The 16,655-nt window shown below is 71.9% G+C and carries 17 protein-coding genes and 4 tRNA genes; 7 read left to right on the forward strand and 14 right to left on the reverse strand.

Translation table 11 applies throughout. From position 1 onward, the window contains the following. Window positions 1-67 precede the first annotated feature (67 nt). The 6 genes from pdxS to ACYVKX_RS00525 all read right to left on the reverse strand — a co-directional run bounded on the left by pdxS (window position 68) and on the right by ACYVKX_RS00525 (window position 6,142). Window positions 68-973 carry a pyridoxal 5'-phosphate synthase lyase subunit PdxS gene (pdxS, locus tag ACYVKX_RS00500; RefSeq protein ID WP_460828534.1) on the reverse strand — a complete coding sequence of 302 codons (906 nt, stop codon included), beginning with the start codon at window positions 971-973 and terminating at the stop codon, window positions 68-70. 3 nt (window positions 974-976) lie between these two features. Then, the gene (gene pgsA / locus ACYVKX_RS00505) at window positions 977-1,597 is read right to left on the reverse strand and encodes a phosphatidylinositol phosphate synthase (protein WP_460828535.1); all 621 of its coding nucleotides are present in this window, start codon (window positions 1,595-1,597) and stop codon (window positions 977-979) included. Between the two features lie 19 nt (window positions 1,598-1,616). After that, on the reverse strand, window positions 1,617-2,804 hold the full coding sequence (locus ACYVKX_RS00510) for an ROK family protein (protein ID WP_460828536.1): 1,188 nt from the start codon (window positions 2,802-2,804) through the stop codon (window positions 1,617-1,619). Between the two features lie 6 nt (window positions 2,805-2,810). Further along, window positions 2,811-4,055 (reverse strand): sugar ABC transporter permease, encoded by a 1,245-nt coding sequence (locus ACYVKX_RS00515; protein WP_460828537.1) that lies wholly within the window; start codon window positions 4,053-4,055, stop codon window positions 2,811-2,813. Further along, window positions 4,055-4,867 carry an ATP-binding cassette domain-containing protein gene (locus ACYVKX_RS00520; protein WP_460828538.1) on the reverse strand — a complete coding sequence of 271 codons (813 nt, stop codon included), beginning with the start codon at window positions 4,865-4,867 and terminating at the stop codon, window positions 4,055-4,057. The genes ACYVKX_RS00515 and ACYVKX_RS00520 overlap by 1 nt, the downstream gene beginning before the upstream one ends. Before the next feature lie 129 nt (window positions 4,868-4,996). Continuing rightward, window positions 4,997-6,142, reverse strand: coding sequence for a sugar ABC transporter substrate-binding protein (locus ACYVKX_RS00525; RefSeq protein ID WP_460828539.1), 1,146 nt, complete (start codon window positions 6,140-6,142; stop codon window positions 4,997-4,999). Between the two features lie 213 nt (window positions 6,143-6,355). On the opposite strand from ACYVKX_RS00525, the gene xylA reads away from it, so the two are divergent. Then, the gene (gene xylA, locus ACYVKX_RS00530) at window positions 6,356-7,534 is read left to right on the forward strand and encodes a xylose isomerase (RefSeq protein ID WP_460828540.1); all 1,179 of its coding nucleotides are present in this window, start codon (window positions 6,356-6,358) and stop codon (window positions 7,532-7,534) included. A 61-nt stretch (window positions 7,535-7,595) separates the two neighbouring features. Here the strand turns inward: xylA and ACYVKX_RS00535 are convergent, their stop codons facing one another. From ACYVKX_RS00535 to ACYVKX_RS00550, 4 genes are all read right to left on the reverse strand, one after another. Beyond that, on the reverse strand, window positions 7,596-8,357 hold the full coding sequence (locus ACYVKX_RS00535; RefSeq protein ID WP_460828541.1) for an inositol monophosphatase family protein: 762 nt from the start codon (window positions 8,355-8,357) through the stop codon (window positions 7,596-7,598). Further along, on the reverse strand, window positions 8,354-8,875 hold the full coding sequence (locus ACYVKX_RS00540) for an HIT family protein (protein WP_460828542.1): 522 nt from the start codon (window positions 8,873-8,875) through the stop codon (window positions 8,354-8,356). The genes ACYVKX_RS00535 and ACYVKX_RS00540 overlap by 4 nt, the downstream gene beginning before the upstream one ends. A gap of 45 nt (window positions 8,876-8,920) precedes the next feature. Continuing rightward, on the reverse strand, window positions 8,921-10,984 hold the full coding sequence (thrS, locus tag ACYVKX_RS00545; RefSeq protein WP_460828543.1) for a threonine--tRNA ligase: 2,064 nt from the start codon (window positions 10,982-10,984) through the stop codon (window positions 8,921-8,923). Between the two features lie 39 nt (window positions 10,985-11,023). Further along, a tRNA-Val gene (locus ACYVKX_RS00550) sits at window positions 11,024-11,095 on the reverse strand. A gap of 62 nt (window positions 11,096-11,157) precedes the next feature. On the opposite strand from ACYVKX_RS00550, the gene ACYVKX_RS00555 reads away from it, so the two are divergent. After that, on the forward strand, window positions 11,158-11,631 hold the full coding sequence (locus ACYVKX_RS00555) for an SsgA family sporulation/cell division regulator (protein ID WP_460828544.1): 474 nt from the start codon (window positions 11,158-11,160) through the stop codon (window positions 11,629-11,631). Here the strand turns inward: ACYVKX_RS00555 and ACYVKX_RS00560 are convergent. Further along, the gene (locus ACYVKX_RS00560) at window positions 11,617-12,438 is read right to left on the reverse strand and encodes an aminotransferase class IV (RefSeq protein ID WP_460828545.1); all 822 of its coding nucleotides are present in this window, start codon (window positions 12,436-12,438) and stop codon (window positions 11,617-11,619) included. The genes ACYVKX_RS00555 and ACYVKX_RS00560 overlap by 15 nt on opposite strands. Before the next feature lie 130 nt (window positions 12,439-12,568). Between ACYVKX_RS00560 and ACYVKX_RS00565 the strand changes: the two genes are divergently transcribed. From ACYVKX_RS00565 to ACYVKX_RS00575, 3 genes are all read left to right on the forward strand, one after another. After that, window positions 12,569-12,641: transfer RNA gene (locus ACYVKX_RS00565), tRNA-Gly, on the forward strand. A gap of 31 nt (window positions 12,642-12,672) precedes the next feature. Then, window positions 12,673-12,746: transfer RNA gene (locus ACYVKX_RS00570), tRNA-Cys, on the forward strand. A gap of 27 nt (window positions 12,747-12,773) precedes the next feature. Further along, a tRNA-Val gene (locus ACYVKX_RS00575) sits at window positions 12,774-12,848 on the forward strand. A gap of 470 nt (window positions 12,849-13,318) precedes the next feature. Here ACYVKX_RS00575 and ACYVKX_RS00580 read toward each other — a convergent pair. Continuing rightward, window positions 13,319-13,738, reverse strand: coding sequence for a pyridoxamine 5'-phosphate oxidase family protein (locus ACYVKX_RS00580; RefSeq protein WP_460828546.1), 420 nt, complete (start codon window positions 13,736-13,738; stop codon window positions 13,319-13,321). Then, window positions 13,735-14,559, reverse strand: coding sequence for a universal stress protein (locus ACYVKX_RS00585; protein ID WP_460828547.1), 825 nt, complete (start codon window positions 14,557-14,559; stop codon window positions 13,735-13,737). Before ACYVKX_RS00585 ends, ACYVKX_RS00580 begins: the two co-directional genes overlap by 4 nt. 121 nt (window positions 14,560-14,680) lie before the next feature. On the opposite strand from ACYVKX_RS00585, the gene ACYVKX_RS00590 reads away from it, so the two are divergent. Both ACYVKX_RS00590 and ACYVKX_RS00595 read left to right on the forward strand, forming a co-directional pair. Next, window positions 14,681-15,112, forward strand: a complete 432-nt coding sequence (locus tag ACYVKX_RS00590; protein ID WP_460828548.1) for a pyridoxamine 5'-phosphate oxidase family protein — start codon at window positions 14,681-14,683, stop codon at window positions 15,110-15,112. Next, complete coding sequence (locus ACYVKX_RS00595) at window positions 15,099-15,689, forward strand: CBS domain-containing protein (RefSeq protein WP_460828549.1); 591 nt, start codon at window positions 15,099-15,101, stop codon at window positions 15,687-15,689. Before ACYVKX_RS00590 ends, ACYVKX_RS00595 begins: the two co-directional genes overlap by 14 nt. On the opposite strand, the gene mmuM is transcribed toward ACYVKX_RS00595, so the two are convergent. Continuing rightward, window positions 15,682-16,569 (reverse strand): homocysteine S-methyltransferase, encoded by an 888-nt coding sequence (gene mmuM, locus ACYVKX_RS00600; protein ID WP_460828550.1) that lies wholly within the window; start codon window positions 16,567-16,569, stop codon window positions 15,682-15,684. The two genes, ACYVKX_RS00595 and mmuM, sit on opposite strands and share 8 nt — an antisense overlap. Between the last annotated feature and the right edge of the window lie 86 nt (window positions 16,570-16,655).

Raw genomic sequence — 16,655 nt, forward strand, 5'->3', positions numbered from 1 at the left:
CGCACGTGCTCGCGGACGTCGCCCTGGACGGCGAGGACGCCGATCGTGGGCCCGGCAGAGGGCGTCGTCACCAGCCCCGCTCGGCCAGCCGGTGCGGCGCCGGGATCTCCTCGACGTTGATGCCGACCATGGCCTCGCCCAGCCCCCGCGAGACCTTCGCGACCATCTCGGGGTCGTCGTGGAAGGTCGTGGCCTTCACGATGGCCTCGGCCCGCTGGGCCGGGTTGCCGGACTTGAAGATCCCCGATCCCACGAACACGCCCTCCGCGCCCAGTTGCATCATCATCGCCGCGTCCGCCGGAGTCGCGATCCCGCCCGCGGTGAACAGCACCACCGGCAGCTTCCCGTCACGCGCCACCTCCGCCACCAGGTCGTACGGCGCCTGCAACTCCTTGGCCGCCACATACAGCTCGTCACCCTCCAGCGCGCCCAGCCGGCGGATCTCCCGGCGGATCGTGCGCATGTGGGTCACCGCGTTGGACACGTCCCCGGTGCCGGCCTCGCCCTTGGAGCGGATCATCGCCGCGCCCTCGGCGATCCGCCGCAGCGCCTCGCCCAGGTTGGTCGCACCGCACACGAACGGCACCGTGAACGCCCACTTGTCGATGTGGTTGGCGTAGTCGGCCGGGGTCAGCACCTCCGACTCATCGACGTAGTCCACCCCCAGCGACTGCAGCACCTGCGCCTCGGCGAAGTGCCCGATCCGGGCCTTGGCCATCACCGGGATCGAGACCGCCTCGATGATCGAGTCGATCATGTCCGGGTCGCTCATCCGCGACACCCCGCCCTGCGCCCGGATGTCGGCCGGCACTCGCTCCAGCGCCATCACCGCCACCGCGCCCGCGTCCTCCGCGACCCTCGCCTGCTCGGCGGTGACCACGTCCATGATCACACCGCCCTTGAGCATCTCCGCCATCCCGCGCTTCACCCGCGTGGTGCCGGTGCCCGTCTCGTCAGTAGTGCTGTCAGCCATACCTCAGATGGTAGTGCCGGCTTCGGCCCGGGCCTGACGGCGGACCACCCACACGCGCTGCGCGACCGTGATCGTCGACGCGACCGCCAGGCCCCAGAGGGCGACGTAGAGCAGCACCGGCAGGTCGAAGATCGCGCTGAACCCGGTCAGCACGAGGATCGCGACCAGCCGGTCGGCCCGCTCGGCGATGCCGACCTTGACCTCGAAGCCGAGGCTCTCCCCGCGCGAGCGGGCGTAGGAGGTGACCGCACCCATCAGCAGGCAGACCAGGCTGAGCACCAGGTAGACCCGGCTCGGCTCCTCCCACGCGAAGTACAGCGCGAGGCCGATGAAGATCGCGCCGTCGCCGATCCGGTCGAGCGTGGAGTCCCAGAACGCGCCGAACTTGCTCACCCGCCCCGTCGTGCGGGCCATGTGCCCGTCGAGCAGGTCGCTGAAGACGAACGCCGTGATGACGAGTACGCCGGTCAGCAGCTCGCCCCGCGGGAAGAAGATCAACGCACCGGCGCAGACGCCGAGGGTGCCGACCAGCGTGACGGCGTCCGGGCTCACCCCCAGCCGGATCAGCAGGTGGGCGACCGGCGAGATCACCGTGGTCCAGAAGGCGCGGAAACGTTCGAGCATGGCGGCAGCAGGCTACCGGTCAGCCCGCCTGGGGCACCGCCTGCGGATGGTCGAGCACCGGCGCGAAGGCCAGCTCGGCGGCGCCGATCAGCGGCGACTCGTCCTCGAGGCCGGCCGAGCGGATCACCACGTCCTGCCGCGGCGACATCATCGTGCTGCGGCTGAGCGCCTCGTCGACCCGGTCCTCCGCGGCCCGCCACACCTGGGCGAGGCAGCCGCCCAGCACCACGATCTCGGGGTTGACCAGGTTGACGATCGCCCGGATGCCGACGCCGCACCAGTCCGCGACCTTGGCCACCGCCTCCTCGGCCCGGGACTCGCCGGCCTGCGCGGCCGCGATCACCTCGGCGACCGCCGGCGGTCCGCCGCCGGCGAGCCGGCCGGCCCGGCGCAGCAGCACGTTCTCGCCGACCTTGGTCTCCCAGCAGCCGACCGCGCCACACCGGCAGACCGGCCCCTCGGAGTCGACCTGCATGTGGCCGACCTCGCCGGCGTACCCACTCGCGCCGGTCAGCGGCCGGCCGCCCACGAGGAAGCCGCCGCCGATGCCGACGCTCGCGCTGAGGTAGACGACCTCGGAGAACCCGACCGCCGCGCCCCGGAGGTGCTCGGCGAGCACGCCGAGGTTCGCGTCATTGCCGGTGGACACCGGCTTCCCGAGCCGCTTCGACAGCAGGTCGGTGAACGGCTCGTCCACCCAGCCCAGGTTGGGCGCGAACCGGACCAGGCCGTCGCCGGCCCGGACCGCGCCCGGCACCGACGCGCCGACGCCGAGGCAGCGCGCGCCCGGACGGGTGGCGAGCACCTCCTCCACCATCTGGGCCACCGCGTCGACGACGTGGTCGACGTCGTGCTCGCCGCGCTGGTGGCCACGGGTACGCCGCTCGAGCACCTCTCCACCCAGGCACACCAGCGCCACCGCGATCCGGTCCACGCCGACGTCCACGGCCACCACGACGTTGTCCCCGCGAGGGACGACCAGGTGGGACGGGCGGCCCGATCGCCCGCCCACCGGGGCCGTCTCCTCCGACACCAGCGCCAGGCTCTGCAGCTCGCCGGTGAGCGCACCGATGGTGCTCCGGTTCAGGCCGAGCTGCTTGGTGAGCACCGCGCGGGTGGTCGGTCCGTGCGTGTGCACCGTCTGGAGGATGGCGCGCAGGTTCGCGCGCCGCAGCTCCTCGGTGCCGACGCCGGTCGGGGTGGGCATGGGGGCCTACACCCGTCCCGTGGCCGCCGCGCGGCGCCGGCTGAGGGCGTCGACGGTCGCGGCGAGCAGCAGCACGATGCCGGTCACGATGAACACGATCCCGGCAGGCTGGTTGAGCAGGCCCATGCCGTTGGCGACGACGGCGATCACGAGGCCGCCGATGACGGCGTCGGTGACCCGGCCCTTGCCGCCGAAGAGGCTGGTGCCGCCGATGACGGCCGCGCCCACGGCGTACAGCAGGGTCTCGTTGCCGCCGGTCTGCGGCGAGACGGAGTTGGTCCGGCTGGCGAGCAGCATGCCCCCGACGCCCGCGACCGTCGAGGACATCATGAAGCAGGACACACGGGTCCAGGCCACGTTGATGCCGGCCCGGCGGGCGGCCTCGGCGTTGCCGCCGACCGCGTAGATGTGGCGGCCCCACGAGGTACGGCTGAGCAGGTAGCCCAGGACCACCACGAGGATCAGGATCACCAGGACGACGTTCGGCACGCCCTTGACGGACTTCAGCGTCGGGTTGGGGCTGCGCTCGGTCGACAGGTAGCCGACGACGGCCAGGACGGCGAGCGTCAGCGAGCCCGTCTTGAGCCCCCACAGCAGCATCGGCTGCGCGACCAGGCCCTTGCGTCGTCGCTGTCGCAGGGTCAGCAGGGTCGCGAGGCCGTAGCCGACGATCACCACAATCGCGAGCGCCCACCCCAGCCACAGCGGCATCGAGCCGTTGTTCAGCTTGAGGACGAACTCGTTGCGGTAGCCGATCGTGCCGCCCTCGCCGATGATCTGCAGCATCACGCCCTGGAAGCCCAGGAATGCCGCCAGCGTGACCACGAACGACGGGACGCCGATCTTGGCGACGACCGTGCCCAGGCACAGGCCGATGAACGTGCCGGTCAGGATGGCCGCGAGCAGCGACGGGATCAGCGGCCAGCCGCTCTCGGTGAGCGTCAGGCCGAGCACCGAGGCGACCACGCCACCGGTGACGCCCGCGGACAGGTCGATCTCGCCGAGGAGCAGCACGAAGACCAGGCCCATCGCGATCACCATGATGCCGGCCGACTGGCCGATCAGGTTGGCGAAGTTGAGCGCACCGGTGAAGGTCTCGGGCCGCAGCGCCGAGAACACGATCACCAGCGCGACCAGGCCCAGGATCGCCGGCAGCGAGCCGACTTCGCCGCCACGGACCTTGGCGGCGTAGGCGCGGGCGATCGCGCCGAGCGTGTTCTGCTCCTCGACGGGAGCCACCGGCGTGCTCATCAGATCGCTCCGTTCGTGGCGCCGTTGCCGTGCCGGTCGGACCGCCCGCTGGTGATCAGCTCGACCACCTCGGCACGAGTGACGTCGTCCCTGCGCACCTGCGCGACCAGCTGGCCCAGGTAGAGGACGGCGATGTCGTCGGCGACCTCGAACACGTCGTTGAGGTTGTGGCTGATCAGCACCACGCCGAGGCCGCGGTCGGCCAGCCGGCGGACCAGCAGCAGGACCTGCTCGGTCTGCGCGACGCCGAGCGCCGCGGTCGGCTCGTCGAGGATCACCACGCGCGAGTTCCAGAGCACGGCGCGGGCGATCGCGACGGTCTGCCGCTGGCCGCCGGAGAGGGCCGCGACGTGGGTGCGCACGGAGGCGAGCGTCCGGACCGAGAGCCCGTCGAGGGTCTCCCGGGCCCGGGTCTCCATCGTCGTCTCGTCGAGACGGACCGACGAGCCCAGCTCGCGGCCGAGGAACATGTTCTCGACGACGTCGAGGTTGTCGCACAGCGCGAGGTCCTGGTAGACGACCTCGATGCCCAGGGCGTTGGCGTCCTTGGGGCCGTGCACCTTGACCGGCTGGCCCTCGAAGAAGTACTCGCCGTCGTCGAAGGCGTGGATGCCGGCGATGCCCTTGATCAGGGTGCTCTTGCCGGCACCGTTGTCGCCGACCAGGGCGGTCACCTGGCCGGGTCGTACGTCGAGGTCGACGCCGCGCAGCACGTGCACGGCACCGAAGCTCTTCTGGATGCCCCGCAGGCTCAGCAGCGGCTGGCCTGGCGAGGGCGTGGGCACAGCCTGTTCGGCCGCTTGGACGGACACGGGTTCTCCTCACCGGGGTGGGATGGCGGGCGACGTGCGCCCAGGCAGGATTATGCGACTCGGAAGGGGGCTCGGGGGCCCGTCCCCGCAGGGACGGACCCCCGAGCATGCCGATCGGTCGGCGTGGCGCTACTTGATGCCGTTCTCCTGGCAGGCCTTCGCGAACGCGTCGACGCAGATGTCGGCGGCCTTGGCGAAGCCGTCGTCGATCACCTGCTGGACCTTGTCCGCGGTGATCCAGACGGGGGTCGCGAGGACGGACGGGACGTCCTCACCGGTCTCGGTGTCCGGGACGGTGCCGGTCACGAGCGCGTCGGCGGAGGCGGTGTCGCCGTTGATGAGCGCGATCGCGAGGTCGGACGCGGCCTTGGCCTCGAGGTTGGTGTTCTTGTAGACCGTGCCGCACTGGTTGCCGGCGAGCACGTTCTGCAGGCCCTCGACCGAGGCGTCCTGGCCGGTGACCGGGATCGTGCCGGCGACGCCCTGGTCCTTCATCCGGGCGATGATGCCGCCGGCCATGGTGTCGTTGGCCGACACGACGCCGTCGATCTTGCCGTTGTTCTGGGTGTAGAGCTGCTCATAGGCCTGGCCCGCCTTGGCGGCGTCCCAGAAGCCGCTCTGGTCGCCGACCAGGCTGTAGTCGCCCGAGTCGATCTTCGGCTTGAGGGCCTCCTCGTAGCCCGACTTGAACAGCGCGGCGTTGTTGTCGTTCGGGTCGCCGTTGACGTAGATGATGTTCGCTTTGGTCTTGCCGGCCTCGTCCAGGCAGGCCTGCAGGCCCGAGCCCATCAGCCGGCCGACCTCGACGTTGTCGAAGGACACGTAGTACGACGCCCCGCCACCCAGGGTGAGGCGGTCGTAGTCGATGCTCTGGACGCCGGCCTCGGCCGCTTGGCTGAGGCACGCCTTGCCGGAGTTGGAGTCGAGGTTGACGATCATGAGGACCGTCACGCCGCCGGCGACCATGCTGTCGCACAGCTGGCCGAACTTGGCGGTGTCGCCGCCGGCGTTCTGGATGTCGTAGTCGACACCGGCCGCCTTGAACGCCGCCTCCAGGCTGGGCCGGTCGTTGGCCTCCCAGCGCGGCGACGTGGTGGTGTCCGGCAGGATCACCCCGATCTTGCCCTCGGCGCCGCCGCTCTCGCCGCTGCTCCCGGTCCCGCTGTCGCCGCTGTCGTCGCCACAGGCGGCGAGGGCACCGAACGCCAGCACGCCGACCGCTACCAGGGACGCGAACCGCGCACCCGTCTTCCTGACCATTTCCTCGACCTCCATGGCTTGGACCGGCTCCGGCTCGTCTTTCGAAACGAGTGATCACTGTCGTGTGACGGCCGCCACCGGGTATGTTGTGGCGGACAACATACTCACGGCAAGCCGAGCGCGGCAAGCGGTTCCGAGTGCGCTTTTTGTTGCACGTTCCAACCAAGCGTCCGGCCGCCTGAGCGTGACCGAATCGTGATCGAAACCGAACTTGGATCGAGGACCCCGATGAGCGCCGACGACCGCTTCGCTCCCACCCGCGACGACCGCTTCTCCTTCGGCCTGTGGACCGTGGGCTGGCAGGGCGTGGACGTCTTCGGCGGGGCGGTGCGCCCCGTGCTCGACCCGGCCGAGGCGATCCACCGGCTCAGCGACCTCGGCGCCTACGGCATCACCTTCCACGACAACGACGTCTTCCCGTTCGACGCCTCCGCCGCCGAGAGGGAGCGGCACCTGGCGCCGTTCCGCAGGGCGCTCGAGGAGACCGGTCTGGTCGTCCCGATGGTGACCACGAACCTCTTCTCCCACCCGGTCTTCCGCGACGGCGGCTTCACCAACAACGACCGCGACGTACGCCGCTTCGCGATCCGCAAGGCCGCCGACCAGGTCGACCTCGCCGCCGAGCTCGGCGCGCAGATCTTCGTCGCGTGGGGCGGCCGCGAGGGCGCCGAGTCCGGCGCCGCGAAGAACGTGCAGACCGCGCTGGCGCGCTACAAGGAGGCCTTCGACGTCCTCGGGGCCTACTCCGAGGAGCAGGGCTACGGCCTGCGCTTCGCGATCGAGCCGAAGCCGAACGAGCCCCGCGGCGACATCCTGCTGCCGACCGTCGGCCACGCGCTGGCGTTCATCAACGAGCTCGAGCGCCCCGACCTGGTGGGCCTCAACCCCGAGGTCGGCCACGAGGAGATGGCCTCGCTCAACTACGCCCACGGCCTGGCCCAGGCGCTGTGGCACGGCAAGCTCTTCCACATCGACCTCAACGGCCAGACCGGCCCGCGCTACGACCAGGACCTGCGGTTCGGGGCCGGCAACGCGCGCGGCGCCTTCTGGACCGTCGACGTCGTGGAGAACGGCGGGTACGACGGGCCGCGGCACTTCGACTACAAGCCGCCGCGGACCGAGGACATGGACGGCGTCTGGGAGTCCGCCCGGGCCTGCATGCGCAACTACCTGATCCTGCGCTCGAAGGTGCAGGCATTCCGCAGTGACCCCGAGGTCCGGCAGGCCCTGAAGGATGCTCGCCTCGACGAGCTCGCCCGGCCGTCGCTGGCCGCCGGCGAGTCGGTCGCCGACCTGCGCGCGGATCTCGACGGCGGGTCCTTCGATCCCGACGCCGCCGGCCGCCGCGGGATGGCCTTCGAGCGACTCGACCAGCTCGCCCTGGAGCACCTGTACGGGGTGCGCTGAACGGATAGTCCCTGACGTTTCGGCCCCTGATCGGGCGTCCTGAGGGCGCAAACGTCAGGGACTACCCCAGCAGAGCGCGCTCGATCTCGCCCACGGCGGTCGGGGCGCCGGCGGCGAACCACGTCACGCCGGCGGCCTCGATCCGGCGGGCCGCTCCCCCGGCACCGAGGATGAGCGCGGCACCGGGCAGCTCATCCCAGGGCGGGAGTGAGTACTGGCAGCGCACGTGCAGCGAGCCCTGCGCGATCGCGGTCGCGTCCATCGACGCCGAGCCGAGCATGCGGAGCGTCGCCGCGCCCCCGGCCATCCGGGCGAACGCGGCACCGAGCTCGCCGGCGTACTCCGGTGGATGGAGGTACGTCGTCATGCAGGCCGTCGCCAGCGGCCGGTCGGCGAGCGGCGCGACGGGCACCCCGTCGACGGTGGTCGGCAGGCCCGGCCCGCCGACGAACGTGCGGCCGGTCGCGGGGTGGTGCACCGCACCGAGGACCAGGTCGTCGCCGTCGCGCAGCGCGATCGCCGAGCACCACCAGTCCAGTCCGGCGACGAAGTTGTAGGTGCCGTCGACCGGGTCGATCACCCAGGTGCGACCGGACTCGCCGTCGCGGGACGCGCCCTCCTCCCCCAGGACGCCGTCCGCCGGGCGCTCGGCCGCGAGGGTCTCGACGACGAGGCGCTCGGCCTCATGGTCGGCCGCGGTGACGATGTCCGAGATCGACGTCTTCCGCTGGGCCTGGAGGCCCTCGGCGCGCATCCGGTGGGCCAGCGCGCCGGCCGCGCGCACGACCCGGGCCGCGAGCGCGGCGTCCTCGGCGAGCGTCACGCCCACGCCTCGGCGAGCAGCGTGCGGGTGTCGGCGAGCAGCTGCGGCAGCGTCTTGGTGCCGCCGACGACCGTGATGAAGTTGGCGTCCCCGGACCAGCGCGGCACGACGTGCTGGTGCAAGTGCTCCGACAGCGAGCCGCCGGCGACGCCGCCGAGGTTGATCCCCACGTTGAAGGCGTGCGGGCCGCTGACCTCCCTCAGCACCCGGACCGCCTGCTGGGTCATCGCCATCAGCTCGGCCGCCTCGGCCTCCGCGAGGTCCTCGAGCTCGGCCACGTGCCGGTGCGGGAGCACCATCAGGTGGCCGGGGTTGTAGGGGTGCAGGTTGAGCACCGCGAAGCAGGTCTCGCCGCGGTGCACGACCAGGCTCTCCTCGGCGGGCAACTCGGCCATCGCGCAGAACGGGCAGCCGCCGTCGACGGGCCGCGCCGGGGCGACGTACGCCATCCGGTGCGGCGTCCAGAGCCGGTCGAACCCCTCGAACCCGTCGCGTACCTGCCCCGCGGGATCACTCATGGGCGCAACCCTAGGGTGAGCACTTCCCGACGCTCCGCCGGGAGCCTAGACCTGCGCCCGAGCGGCGACCGCGTCGGCGACCCGCTGGATCGCCTCGTCGACGGGTACGCCGTTGTCCTGCCTGCCGTCGCGGTAGCGGAACGACACCGCGCCCGCCGCCACGTCGTCGTCGCCGGCGATCATCATGAACGGCACCTTCTGCAGCTGGGCGTTGCGGATCTTCTTCTGCATCCGGTCGTCGGAGTGGTCGACCTCGACTCGCAGGCCCTGCGCCCGCAGCCGGCGCGCGACGCCGTCGAGGTAGTCGTCGTGCCGCTCGGCGATCGGGATCGCCTGCACCTGCACGGGCGCGAGCCACGGGGGGAAGGCGCCGGCGTAGTGCTCGACGAGCACGCCGAGGAACCGCTCGATCGACCCGAACTTCGCGGAGTGGATCATCACCGGGCGCTGCCGGCTGCCGTCGGCCGCCTGGTACTCCAGCTCGAAGCCGCGCGGCTGGTTGAAGTCGTACTGGATCGTCGACATCTGCCAGGTGCGGCCGATCGCGTCGCGGGCCTGCACCGAGATCTTCGGCCCGTAGTACGCCGCGCCGCCGGGGTCGGGCACCAGCTCGAGGCCGGACTCCTGCGCGACGTCGGCGAGCACCCTGGTGGCGACCTCCCACTCCTCGTCGTCGCCGACGAACTTGTCCTTCTTGGAGTCGTCGCGGGTCGACAGCTCGAGGTAGAAGTCGTCGAGGCCGAAGTCCTTGAACAGGCTCAGGCAGAAGTCGAGCAGGTGCTTGATCTCCGCGGGCGCCTGCTCGGGGGTGACGTAGGAGTGCGAGTCGTCCTGGGTCATGCCGCGGACCCGGGTCAGGCCGTGCACGACGCCGGACTTCTCGAACCGGTAGACGCCGCCGAACTCGAACAGCCGGAGCGGCAGCTCGCGGTAGGAGCGGCCCCGGGACTTGTAGATCAGGTTGTGCATCGGGCAGCTCATCGCCTTGAGGCGGTACTGCGCGTTCTCGAGCTCCATCGGCGGGAACATGCTGTCCGCGTAGTACGGCAGGTGCCCGGAGGTGTGGAACAGCCCGTCCTTGGAGATGTGCGGGGTGCCGACGTACGAGAAGCCCTCCTCGATGTGCCGGCGCCGGACGTAGTCCTCCATCTCCCGCTTGATCACGCCGCCCTTGGGGTGGAACACGGCCAGGCCGGAGCCGAGCTCGTCGGGGAAGCTGAACAGGTCGAGGTCGCGGCCGAGCTTGCGGTGGTCGCGGCGCTCGGCCTCCTCGATCCGGTGCAGGTGCGCCTCCAGCGCCTCCTTGGACTCCCACGCGGTGCCGTACACGCGCTGGAGCTGCTTGTTCCTCTCGTCGCCACGCCAGTACGCCGCCGCGGTGCGCATCAGCTTGAACGCCGGGATCCGCTTGGTGGTGGGCAGGTGCGGGCCGCGGCACAGGTCGCTCCAGGCGACCTCGCCGTTGCGGCGTACGTTGTCGTAGATGGTGAGCTCGCCGGCGCCGACCTCGACGCTCGCGCCCTCCGCCATCTCCTGGGCCGCCTCGGTGGTCGAGCCGGTCGAGACCCCCGCGCCCTTGAGCCCGATCAGCTCGATCTTGTAGGGCTCGTCCTGCAGCTCGGCGATCGCGTCGTGGTCGGTGGTGACCCGGCGCTCGAACCGCTGGCCCTCCTTGATGATCCTCCGCATCGCGGTCTCGATCCTCACGAGGTCCTCGGGGACGAACGGGGTCTCGACGTCGAAGTCGTAGTAGAAGCCGTTCTCGACCGGCGGGCCGATGCCCAGCTTGGCCTCGGGCCACAGCTGCTGCACGGCCTGGGCCATCACGTGCGCGGTGGAGTGGCGCAGGATGTCGTGGCCGTCCCTGCTGTCGATGGCCACGCCCTCGGTCTCGTCGCCGTCCTGCAGCTCGTAGGAGAGGTCCTTCAGCTCGCCGTTGACCCGCGCCGCGATCACCTTCTCCTCGTCGCGGTACAGCTCCCACGCCCTGGTGCCGGCCGTGACCGTCCGGTCCTCACGCGCGTCGGCGTGGGCGAGGACGATCTTGAGGTCGGACACGGTCGGGCTCCTTCTGGGTGGTGGGACGTCATACGTTCCGAGGAAACGCATGCTCCCACCGTATGACGTCCCGGTGCCGGTCCTTTTCGGTGGGCGATACTGGGTTCGAACCAGTGACCTCTTCGGTGTGAACGAAGCGCGCTACCACTGCGCCAATCGCCCCGGATGTGCGGTCGCCGACTCTAGCCTACGAGCCCGGCGAGCTCACATTCGAGGGTCGCGTCATGGGGTGCCCGGTCGCCCGTCTCCTCGGCGTGACGCAGCAGCCCATCTCCCGCACCGTCTCCGCGGACCTCCTCCTCCAAGTACTCGACGCTCGGGGGCGCACCGTCGACCTGCCGGCCGAGTTCGGGTACGACCCGGCCGACCCGTGGGCCGTCTGGATCACCTTCCGGGGGGCGAGCGGCCACTCGACCGAGCCGGTCCGCTGGGCCGTCGGCCGCGACCTGCTGCTGCACGGCATGACCGAGCCCGCGGGTGAGGGCGACGTACTGCTCTTCCCGAGCGTCGACGAGAACGGCCGGGCCGCGGTGGTGATGGAGCTCTGCTCACCCGACGGCCGACTGGTCACCCAGCTGCGCACCAGCGACCTGAACGACTTCCTGGTCAAGACGCTGACGGCGGTGCCGCTCGGCACCGAGACGATCGACCTCGACCTGCTCGTGGAGTCGCTCGTCGGCGAGTCAGAGCCCCAGTAGCTCCGGCTCCCTCTCCCGCCAACGCGCGGCGGCCTCGGCCGTGACCGGCCCCGGCGCGGACAGCTCGCGCTCGTTCCACCGGGAGACGGCCTGGACGTCGCGGGTCGTGGACGCGAGGAACACCTCGCTCGCCCGCTCGACGACCTCGATCGGCTCGTCGACCTCGCGTCCGCCGTACCACTCGAGGACGAGGGCGCGGGTGACACCGGCGAGGCAGCCGCTGGCGAGCGTCGGCGTGCGGAGCTCGCCGTCGACGACGTAGAAGACGTTCGAGCCGGTGCCCTCGCAGAGGTGACCGGCGAGGTTGGCGAAGACCGCCTCGCTCGCGCCCCGCTCCTTCGCGGCGGCGAGGGCGACGACGTTCTCGCCGTACGACGTGGTCTTGAGCCCGGCCAGCGCGCCGCGCTCGTTGCGCGGCCAGGGCACGGTGGCGACGATGGCCGCCCCCGGCCAGGGCCGCATCGCGTCGGCCGCGACGATCACGGTCGAGCCGGCGTCCCCGCGGCCCGATCCCATCGGCGCCGGTCCACCGGTGACGGTGATCCGGAGCCGGGCGAGCGGGTGGTCGAGTCCGTCGAGGACGGCACCGATCCCCCGGCGTACGGCGTCCTCGTCGACCTCCGGGAGGCCCAGCCCGGCAGCCGATCGGTGCAGCCGCTCGAGGTGGTGGTCGAGGGCGAACGGCAGTCCGTCGACGACCTTGATCGCCTCGAAGACACCGTCGCCGACGGTCAGTCCGTGGTCGCTGACGAGCACCGCCGGGGTGGTCGCGTCGGGCAGCAGGCGACCGTCGATCCACGCGCGCATGGGCCCACCCTAGGCGTGGTGAACACCGGGAGTCTGCGGGGCAACGCGCCGGCGAGGGTCGATTTTGCGAGGTCTGGGGCATCGGCTACTGTTCTCACGCACGCCGGCCGGGAGACCGTTCGGAGCGCAGGCGGACGTAGCTCAGTTGGTAGAGCGCAACCTTGCCAAGGTTGAGGTCGCGAGTTCGAGCCTCGTCGTCCGCTCGGAGAGGTCTCTCCCTGGTTTGGCCTCCATGGTGGGTTGGCCGAGAGGCGAGGCAACGGACTGCAAATCCGTGTACACGGGTTCAAATCCCGTACCCACCTCCACGCAGTCCCCTCCACAACTCAAGACCCGGGCGATTGGCGCAGCGGTAGCGCGCTTCCTTGACACGGAAGAGGTCACTGGTTCAAACCCAGTATCGCCCACCAGAGCAAAGGCGCAGGTCAGAGGCACTTCTCCACGCGGGAAAGGTGCCTCTTTCCATGTCCACTCACTCCCGCTTGGCCAGGGAGTTCGACATGCTCGGCACCGGTTGGCAGCCGGCACAGCGCGCAGCAGGTCACCTGCGCTCGCACGCCGCGCCACCTGTCGCGGGGCTCGGACACCAAGCACCTCACCGGGCTCGCGGCCTGAGTGCCGGCGCGACCGCCTGCAGTAGCCGAGGTTCGCGGCCCCGACACTCGGCGAGGCTAGGCGAAGACGCCGACGAGGACGGCGACGGCGACGGCCACGAGGAACACGGCGTTCCACTCCATGGCGACCTCCCGGGGACGAGGACGGGACCGTCCCCCTCGCCGGCTGATGGGCTCAGTAGACCGAGCGGACCGGCCCGTCGGCAAGGACGGCGCGCTCCCGGTCCAGTCCTCTCGGCCAGGCGCACGGTGGCCGAGAGGACTGGTCAGCCCCGCTGGATGAGGAACCGGCGTCCGGTCACCGTGGCGGGCACGATCTCGAGCACGTCGTACCGGAGCAGCATCGGCACCCACGACGGCACGCTCTCCCCCACGATCCGCGCCTGCTGCTCGTCGAGGTGGCGCAGCCGCCCGCGGACCAGCACCGACCAGGCGAGGTCGTCGTCCTCGAAGCCGTCGATCTCGAAGCCCACCTCGGACTCCAGCTCGGCGGCGAGCAGCTTGTTGCCGGCGGCGGTGCGTACGACGAGCGAGCCGTCGTGCAGGCCGTAGTTGACCGGCACCACATGGATCTCGTCGACCAGGCGGTAGCCGAGCCGGCCGAACCGCTCGGCGGCGAGCAGCGTCCAGCACTCCTCCTCGTCGAGCACCGCGACGGGACGGTCCGGGGTGGGCCGGTCGGTCATGACCGGTCGACCACCATCACCGGCCCCTCCGCATGCCGGAGGACCGTGCGGGTCAGGGCGCCGAGGTGGACGCCGAGGTGTCCGGGGCGCCGGCCGAGCACGAGCATCGACGAGGTCCGGGTGGCGCCGACGAGCGCGTCGACCGGCCGCCGCCACCGCACGTCGAGGTCGACGTCGTCGATCGGCCCGAGCTCGGTCAGGGAGTGCCGCAGCACGTCCTCGGCCTCGTGGATCCACCGCTCGCGGGTGTCGTTGCTGAACAGCAGGTCCTGGTACGGCTCGGCCAGCCAGACCGCGTGCAGCACCACGAGCCGCCGCCCCGCGGCCCGGGCGTGGGCCAGCGCCGCCCGGACCTGTGCATTCACCAGGAGCGGCTCGTCGAGGGCGACGGCGACCGGCTGCTCCTCGAGAGGCACGGTCCAGCCGGCCGGTACGACGACGACCGGTGCCTGCGCATGCGCGGCCACCCGGGTGGAGACCGACATGGTGAGCAGCCGCTCCATCGTGCCGGCGTCGCGCCGCTCCAGCACGACCAGGCCGTCGCGCGCGGCGCGCTCGGCGATGGTCGCGGCGACCGGCCCGGTCGCGATCTCGGTGGTGTGGGGGATGCGGCCCTCGAGTCGGTTCGAGGCGTCGGTCAGCACCGCCCGCCCGACCGCGGTCAGCGCCTGCTGGAGCGAAGGAGTCTCCCCCTGGCCGTGCACCACATGCAGCAGGAGGACTCCGGTCCCCCTCCGTTCCGCCTCGGCCACCGCCAGGCCGAGCACACCCTCGTGGACGCCGTCGGGTCCGACGGCGACGAGAACTTCGTATCCGTTCATCGGAATCCCTCCTCGTCCCCACTCTGGGCTCCGGAGCGGCGCGACGGCAGGGCCGTTGGTCCCGAGGGTTCGGGACCGATCGGTCTGGGCGGCGCCGGGCGTGCGGACCGACGGTATGGGCATGAGCACCGGCAACGTCGCGACCCTCGTCGCCTACGACTGCTGGGCGCTGCTCGAGGACGCCGACATCGCCCGCGTCGCCTGGCAGGGCGCCGACGGCATCGCCCTGGTGCCGGTCAACTACGCCGTCGACGGCGGGGCCCTGTGGTTCCGCACCGACCCGGGTACGGCGCTCGCCCGCGAGTGCGACGGCACCGACGTGGTGGTCGAGGTCGACCGGATCGAGCCCGACGGCCGGGGCGCCTGGAGCGTGGTCGTCCGCGGCACCGCCGGGCTCGTCGACCACCTCGACGTACCGGACACCCTCGCGGACCTGCGGGTGTGGCCGGTCGGTCCGCGCAGCCTGTTCGTGCGCGTCGAGCCGGACGCCGTGACCGGCCGCCGGCTCTGGAGCGCACCCCCGACCGTAGGAGGCACCGATGCTCGTCCGTGACCTGATGACGCCCGATCCGCAGACCGTGACCGCGGACAGCAGCGTCAAGGAGGCGATCACCCGCCTCGCCGAGCTGGGCATCACCTCGATGCCGGTCGTCGACCGCCACCGGCGGCTGCTCGGCATCGTGAGCGAGGCCGACCTGATCCGCGACCTCGTGGCGCGCGACCCCCGCGCCCAGGAGCGGCCGATCGAGATGCGGCCGCTCTTCGCGCCGCACACGGTCGACGAGGTCTACACCCGCGCGGCGGTCTCGGTCCACGCCGACGACGACGTCGCCGCTGCCGTCGAGATGATGACGGTGACGTCGGCCAAGAGCCTGCCGGTGGTCGACGCCGACGGCCGGCTGCTCGGCGTCCTCAGCCGCAGCGACGTGGTGCAGGCCCTGGCCCGCGCCGACGACGTGATCGCGGCCGACATCGACGAGCTGCTCGTCGACCTCGGCCACGGCGACTGGCTGGTCGAGGTCGACGAGGGCTGCGTGCGCGTCAGCGGCCCGTCCGGCGCGGCGGAGCGGTCCCTCGCCCACGTGGTGGCGCACACCGTCCCCGGCGTCGTCGAGGTCGACGTCAGCTGATCGCGGCGACCCGCCGGGCCAGCGCGGCGATGTCGGCCGGGCCGGCGCCGCAGCAGCCGCCGACGTAGGCGGCACCGGCCCGCGCCCACTCCTCGACCAGGTCGAGGTCGAGCGGCCCGCCGTACGCCCACCGCCTGGCGTCGGCGTCCCAGCTGCCGCCGCGGTTCGGGTAGGCGACGGCCGGCAGGCCGGTGACCTCGACCGCCGTGCGTACGGCGCCCAGCACGTCCTCCTGCGCCGAGCAGTTCACCCCCGCGGCGACGAGGGCCCGGCTGCCGGCCAGCACCGCGTAGGCGTCGTCGAGCGGCTGGCCGGCGCACGTGGCACCGCCCCGGACGGAGTAGCTGAACCACGCCGGGAGGCCGACCTCGTCGAGCAGCGGCACGAGCACCTCGGCCTCGTCGAGGTCGGGGATCGTCTCCACGGCGACCAGGTCGGGCCCGGCCGCGGCGAGCAGCTCGAGGCGGGGCAGGTGGAAGTCGCGGAGCCGGCCGGCGCCGACGCCGTAGCGGCCGCGGTACTCCGAGCCGTCGGCCAGGTAGGCGCCGTACGGCCCGACCGACGCGGCGACGAGCCGGCCCCCGCCGCCCAGGGAGCCGCCCGGGGCGTCGGCCAGGGAGTCGCGGACCTCGCGCGCGAGGGTGACGCTCCGCGTGATGAGCGCCGCGGCGTCGTCGTGGCCGGCGGCGGCGAAGCCGTCGACGCTGGCCTGGTAGCTGGCCGTGGTGGCCACCTGAGCGCCGGCGAGGTAGAACGCGCGGTGGGCGGCCGCGATCCGCTCCGGCTCCTCGGCGAGCAGCCGCGCGGTCCAGAGGGCGCCGGACAGGTCGGCACCCTGGTCCTCCAGGGCCGTCGAGAGGCCGCCGTCCAACACGAGCACGACCCCATCCTGCCCGGCGGCCCGCCCGACGGCCGCGCGTGGGACCATCGGCCCTCGCCACCGGCGCCCGCCGGGTGCACCCTCGA

Source organism: Nocardioides hungaricus, assembly GCF_054782915.1.